Origin of the sequence: Spiribacter salilacus (assembly GCF_009649225.1) — a bacterium.
Taxonomy (GTDB): domain Bacteria; phylum Pseudomonadota; class Gammaproteobacteria; order Nitrococcales; family Nitrococcaceae; genus Spiribacter; species Spiribacter salilacus.
Genome location: NZ_WJPP01000006.1, coordinates 43,699 through 50,332, shown reverse-complemented (window position 1 = coordinate 50,332; position 6,634 = coordinate 43,699). Strand labels below are relative to the sequence as shown.

Annotated in this window: 2 protein-coding genes (1 of these 2 cut by a window edge); both read left to right on the top strand. The window is 57.8% G+C overall.

Translation table 11 applies throughout. The features are described 5' to 3' along the window. Positions 1-53 precede the first annotated feature (53 nt). Complete coding sequence (locus tag GH984_RS10455) at positions 54-266, top strand: toxin-antitoxin system HicB family antitoxin (protein ID WP_153720169.1); 213 nt, start codon at positions 54-56, stop codon at positions 264-266. Between the two features lie 94 nt (positions 267-360). Then, positions 361-6,634: the 5' portion of a hemagglutinin repeat-containing protein gene (locus GH984_RS10450; RefSeq protein WP_153720168.1), read on the top strand. It continues 26,018 nt past the right edge of the window; 6,274 of the gene's 32,292 nt are visible here — the first part of the coding sequence; its start codon is at positions 361-363; its stop codon lies off the right edge, out of view.

Sequence of the window (6,634 nt, the reverse complement as noted above, 5' to 3'; positions counted from 1 at the left end):
TTGTTGACATCCATCTTAGATTGGATAGTAATGGCTACGAGAGGAATAATGCCATGGCCACGTTAACCATCCGACTACCCGATGACAAACACAGCCGTTTGAAGGCGCTAGCTCGTCGTAAAAAGATGAGCGTCAATAAGCTCATCGAAGAAATGTCTACGCAGACACTGGCTGAGTTTGACAGCGAAATTCGTTTCCGAACGCTGGCGGCATCAGGCGATGTTAAACGCGGCCTTGAACTACTTGATAAGCTCGATTCAGAATAAAATGTGGGTGGAGGGCTCCCACTTAGCGTGTGGCCCTAGCCGCTGAGAGCAAGTGAGAAGTTCGCGCTCGTGGGTATGATTTACTCGCGAGACTATGGGTGTATTCCAATCTTTTAAACGGCTTTCCACGGCGCTCCATCGGGCTGCAGATGCTGAGCAGCCGCGGGATATTTTTGCCCTTGAACCCTTAGAGCAAAGAATTCTTCTATCGGCCGACCCCATGCTCTCGCCCGCCGGCGTGATGGCGCCAGAGGATGAGCCAGAATCCAACCACGTTGAAACCATCCCCAAAGATGAGCAAGCCGAAAAGGTGGAGCTTGCCCTTGATGTGGAGGATCTCTCTGAGCAAGAGCGCGTTAATGTGGCAACGGATGAAACGCTAAAGGGTGATGGCGAGCAGGCTATTCGGATCGACAATGCCGGTACGCTGGCACCGGGGCACTCACCCGGCAGCCTAAGCGTTACTGAATTCTCTCAGGATCGCACCGGCACACTAGAGCTTGAGGTAGGCGGAACCACGGCGGGCACGGAGTTCGATGAGCTCGATGTGGCCGAGCGCGCAAGCCTAAACGGTGATTTGGATCTTTCCTTTATCGATGATTTTGTCGCTGACTATGAGCCGAGCGCGGGCGATACCTTTGAGCTAATGCGCTATGGCGAGGTTGAGGGCGGTTTTGATCGCATCAACGGGCTGCATGATCAGGGCTTTGAAGACACACTGCTGCGCTTGGATGAAACGCCAACAAAACTCGTGCTTGAAGCGCTGGAGAGTCAAACAATTACGCTTCCAACAACCGCTGAAGAGGGCGGTCAGGTCGAAATCCGGCAGGATGAGCTCGGGAGTTTGTCCTTCTCGGGGCTGATGACAAACACGATTTCGCTGGATGCCTCACCGGGGCTGACCATTCAAGGCACGGCGGGCTATACGATTCGCTTTATCGACACCCTAGATTTTCAAGACAGGCATGTGTTGGTGAGGGGTGGCGATATTGAAATTGGCAATGGCGCTTCACTAAGCACCACCGGCGATCTCACCTTGCTCTCACAAACCGGGAATATCGCGGTATCGGGGCAGCTTGAGGCGGGTAAAACGCTCACGCTTGATGCTCGGCATGATGCCGCGCAAGCGCAAATTACCCTTGAAGATGATGCCTCGCTGCAAGCAGAGCGGATACGGCTGAATGCCTCCACTGCCGGCAGCGTGAGCGAGACGAACGCCCGCGTGGAAGGCGATACGCTGGCGCGCGTAGATTTAGGCGCTGCCAACTTGCAAAGCACTGCTGGCGGCGTGCACCTGGTGGCTGAAACGGCAACAAGCTATCAGTCTGCCGGTATTTTGGCCGGCAATACGGTAGCCGCTGCGGCGGAAATTACTGCTGATGGCGCCAACATAGACACCCAAAATGGCCCGCTGCGTTTACACGCCAAACAATCCGTTTCACTCACCGCTGAAACACCCGAGGCGTTCGCCTGGAGTGGCGCGGGGTTGGCGGTTAATCGGCTTGATGCCGATGCGCGCATTACGCTAAATGAAACCGCCTTATCGGCCAATAATGGTGATATTGATGTTGCCATTGACTATGCGCCAACGCTGAGTGCATCGGTTAAGGCGATTACCATCGATGAGCTGCTGCCCCCAATTGACCTGCCGGTTGATTTGCCAAGCTTTGGTGTAAACGCGCTAGCGGCAAGCAATACGCTTAATGGCGTGGCCAATATTACGCTTACCGGTGGTGAAATCACCACCACGGCAGCGGGCAACGTCACCGTACTCACCCAGCAGCGCGCCAGCCTAACCGCCAGTGTTGAGGGGGGTGGGGGCACTACGGCCTCGGCCGTCGTTGCGCTCAATACGCTGGGGTGGGAGGCCGATTCGCTATGGGCACTGGGCGCAGACACTTTATTGGGCCGGCCTGATGCCGATGCCGCCAAGGCCTTTGAGGTGCAGGTTGGCATCACCAACACGCGCTTTACGGTGGCGGACAATTTACGCATTGAGGCCATCTCGGCCCCGCAGTTAAGCACCTCACTGGTTGTGGATGATGGCGCGGATGACCCCGGGTTTGGGCTGTTGCTCAGTAGCAACTTGGGCAATGTGAATGTGGCCGTAAGTCTTAATTTAGACGCCGATGTGACCCATAACATCGGTGGTGAGATGATTGTGGTGGCCTCCGATGCCGCCGAAATTCAGGCCAACGCCACCGCAGGCCGCGGGGTGCTGATTGCACGCAATGACCTTAATCACGATGTAACCATTAGCATCGCTAACGCGCAGCTCAACGCCAATAGCGATATGCGCATCTTAGCGCGCAATGCGGCGGTTATTGCAGCCAGCCTTAATGGCGTTCAGCCGGGCACAGATGATGAGGCCACGGCTACCGGTTTTAGCGGCATCGCCGCAGTCAATCAGCTCCGTGGCTCGGTGGGCGTAACGATTAGCGATAGCAGCCTTAAGGCATCGGGCGATTTGGTGGTTGATGCGCGTAATGCGGCGGAACTGAGCGCAACCACCGAATCAGAGGCCCAAGGGGGGCAGGCATCCGTAAGTGGCGTGCTTGCCTTTAACGTGATGGGCTGGAGCGCGCCGAACCTGCTAGCCGGCAGTCTCGATGCCCTGATTGGCAGTGAGCTGGGCACCGAGGTGCCACTGCAGGCGCGGGTGATTGTGCGAAATTCTGAGCTAGAGGCCGATGGCAATCTGCAGGTGGGCGCTGCCAGCCAGCAAAGTCTGACGAGCACCCTTAGCTCGCTAGTTACTGCAGCAGACGCTGGCGTTGCTGCCGGCGTGGTTCTGGCAAGCAATCTGATCAGCAGCCGCGCGCGCTTGCAGCTAGAGCGCAGCACGCTGAAGTCTGGTGGGCAGGCCACGTTAACGAGTAGCGATGCCATAACGGTGACTGCCTCCATTGATTTAAGCGCCGGCGCCGGCGGCCCCGTGGGCGCTGGCGCGGTGGTGGCGCGTAACGATGTGCGAGGTGGTGCTGAAAATCAGCTCTCAGTGATTACGCTGGAGGCGGGTGGAGATATCTCGCTTACAGCCAGTGGGCAGGCCAGCATTACTGCGGATTTAACCGGCGTGGTAGAGGCCACTGACGGTGTTGCCCTAAGCGGTTTAATGGCCACTAATCTCATTCTGGCGGATGTTGAAAATCGTCTGCTAGACAGCACACTCACCGCCAACGGCAGCATCGAACTAACTAGCACACAAAACGCACAAATTAAGGCCACCAATACTGCTAGTGCCAGTGCCGATGGCGCCGCGGTGGGCTTAACGCTGGCATTTAATGTACTCGGCGTGGCCGCGCAAAATATCTTATCGCTGGGCAAGGATGCTCTGCTTGGCGGGGCACTGGGCAGTGTCGATAAAAATCTCACGCTCACCCGCCTTGAGCGCAGCACAATTACCGCCGGTGGTGATGTTACGGTTAGTGCCCAGGCAGGGATGGGTGAGCAAAGCGGCATCACCTCACTGATTGATGGCGCCGCGGCCTCAGAGGCCGGTGCTGGCGTGGGGCTGATTTTGGCCGGCAACCGAGTTGAGGCGGATACACAAGCAGTAGTGATTGGTGGGCAGGTCAACACCGCCGCTGCCAACCCTGCCGCTAGCCTGACATTACAGGCTGAAGATCTCGCATCGATAGATGCCCAGGTGCAGCTGGCGGCCGGCGGTGGCGTTGCCGTCGGTGCCGTGCTGGCACGTAACGACATCAACACTACCGTGGTTGCGCAGGCCAAAGATGCGGCGATCACGCTGAGTGGCAATGCCACCATCACCGCAAAGCAAAATCAGCGCATTAACGCGGTTCTCAGCGGCAGCATCAGCGCATCAGCAGAAGGCTCTGGTGCCAGCGGCATTGCGGCAAGCGGTGCTATTGCTTCGAATCGCCTGCTCGGGTCGGCGCAGGCCGAGCTGCAGGGTGGCAGCCTGACTATTGATGGTGATTTGCTGATCAGCAGCACCGCAGATGGGCAGGTTGATGCGGATAACACCCTAGCACTAGATGCCAGCGGTAGTGCCGCAGGGCTAATGCTGGCGTTTAATAGTATCGGGCATCAGGCGGGCAATTTACTGACCAGTGGGTTGGGTGTTTTGCTGGGTGGTAGCCCACAAAGCACGGTGCCCTTATCGGCTACCGCGCGGGTTACCGGCGCTGAAATCACCGTGGGCGGTGATGCGGAAATCACGGCAGCAACCACGGCAACCATCAACGCCAACACACAAAGCACGGCCGCCGCCTCGGGCAATGGCGTGGCGGCTGGCCTGGTGTTGGCCACCAACCGCGTAGCCAGCGAGGCCATCGCCGAAATCCGTGATACCAATGGCGTGGTTTCAATAACTGGCGATTTGGTGGTTAAAGCAACCGATGCCCCGCAGATTTTGGCCGATGGCGTTGTGCAAGCCAGCAGTGGCCTGCCTGGCGAGGCGCCGGCTGGGCTTGATGGGCAGCTGGGCGCGCTCATTGATTTCTTAAGTGGCGATATGCCCAACCTTGAGCGGGCCATGACGCTGGCAACGTTGCCGATTGGCGATGCGGTGCATGAGTTGGGCCTGCGGTTTAACCTAGGCTGGGAAGATCTCAGCGTGCTCTCCTTTTTGGATGGGGCGGGTACTAACCCCGCAGCGGCTGGCTTTGCAGACGGGGTGTTGTCTTTGCAGCCCGGTGCGATTGCCGGTTTTGCTGCACCGCGGCTTGATCTTGAGCTGCTGGTGCCTGATCCGGAACTTCCCGCCTACACGGTGCGTGAGCAACTGGGCAGCACCGAGTTTGCTGGTGAAACGGTGAACTGGGGCGTACAGATTGATTTTGGCTGGGACGAGCTTAAAACCAGCGAGCTACTGGCCGCCCTGGTTGCCAATGATTTTCAGGCCGCCTTGCCGGGTGTGGAGTATTCGATTTACATCGAAGGCGAGGAATCTACCGTTTGGACGCCCGAGCCGTTTTTGCCAGAGACCATTACCTTTGAGCCGCCTAAGCTTGCCATGCGCTTATTTGATAAGCCCGTGGAATTTAAGCTGGCAGACGAGGCCGCCGGCAATGCGCTAACGCTGAATTTAAAAACGCTATTGGCGGATACCCCGCTTGAGCGCCTCATTGATGGGGATTTTGCCGAGCAGAGCTTTGAACTGGGTACCATCAATTTGGCTGATCCAGGCGAAGGCACCCCGCTGGTTATCGAAATTGCGGATGACCCCGCCGCCACGGTGGCCAACTTGCTCCAAGCCGTGGCGTTTTTGCCCTCGAGCGTGAAGCTGCGTGACCCCAGTATCGACTTCTCTTTGCTCGGTACGCGTTTTAACGAGGCCTTGCCAATTGCCACCTTGGCCAACCAAGTGGATTGGTTAACCAGTGGTACGGATGACACCGGCGGTTTTGCCGAGCTTGATCTGGCGGCGCTTTATGGTCAATGGCTGCCGCCATCACTCAGCGGCTATGTTAACCAGCTGGTGGATGACACACGCACATTGGAGCAAAGCTTGCCGGATGTGCGCTTGGGCGATATCACGCCAGAGGGCCTAGAAGACTATCGTGGTGTGATCGATCAGGCTATCGGGTTTTTAGACGACCTCGGTGTCAGCCTGCCGTTTAATGCGGTACCCGATGGGGATGATGCCGCCGCAGATCCTGCCGACTCAGTTGTAGCTGTTCAAACCATGGCGCCGGCCGGTAGCGAGGCGCCAGCCAACCCCGCCTGGGCGTTTAGCCTGCCCGATACCGAGCGCTTTAAGCTGAGTTTTGCGGTGAATGGCGAAGGCCTCGAAACGCGAGAGCTAGTGCGCACCGCAGGGGCAGCCAGCATTCAGTCGGCCATTGCCGCGGCGCTGTCGGCAACCGATGTTGGCGCTGAGGTTAGCGCGGAGGATGATCGCTGGCGGGTCGAGTTTACTGGGGCCAACGATGGCAAGCGGGTGAGCGACTTTGCCTTAAGTGCGCTGGGTGATCCGGCCGATCAAAACGCAAAACCCGCCTCGGCAAGTGCCATTGGCGGTTTGATTGCGCGTAACGATGTGCAGGGTAAGGCCCTGGCTCAGGTTGCCAGGGCCGTTCTTGAGGTGGGCTCAGCCAACATTCAGGCTGATGAATCAGCACGCATTCATGCCCAGCTTGATGGCGCGGCCACCGTGGGTGAGGGCAGCGGTGCCGGGCTGGCCGCCGGTGGCATTTTGGCCACCAACCGGGTGCTGGGCCAAGTGGATGCGAAAGTAAATTCGGCAACTATCACCACCACGGTAGGTGATCTTCACGTTAAAGCAACAAACACCACCGATTTACTGGCCAAAAACACCAGCGCTATGAGCGCGGGAGACAACGCGGTTAACGCCACTTTAGCTTTTAACACCGTGGGCTGGGAGGCCACCGATTGGCTTA

Excerpts from the sequence above, each read along its gene's own strand:
- GH984_RS10455 (WP_153720169.1), top strand. The coding sequence starts at position 54 with ATGGCCACGTTAACCATCCGACTACCCGATGACAAACACAGCCGTTTG.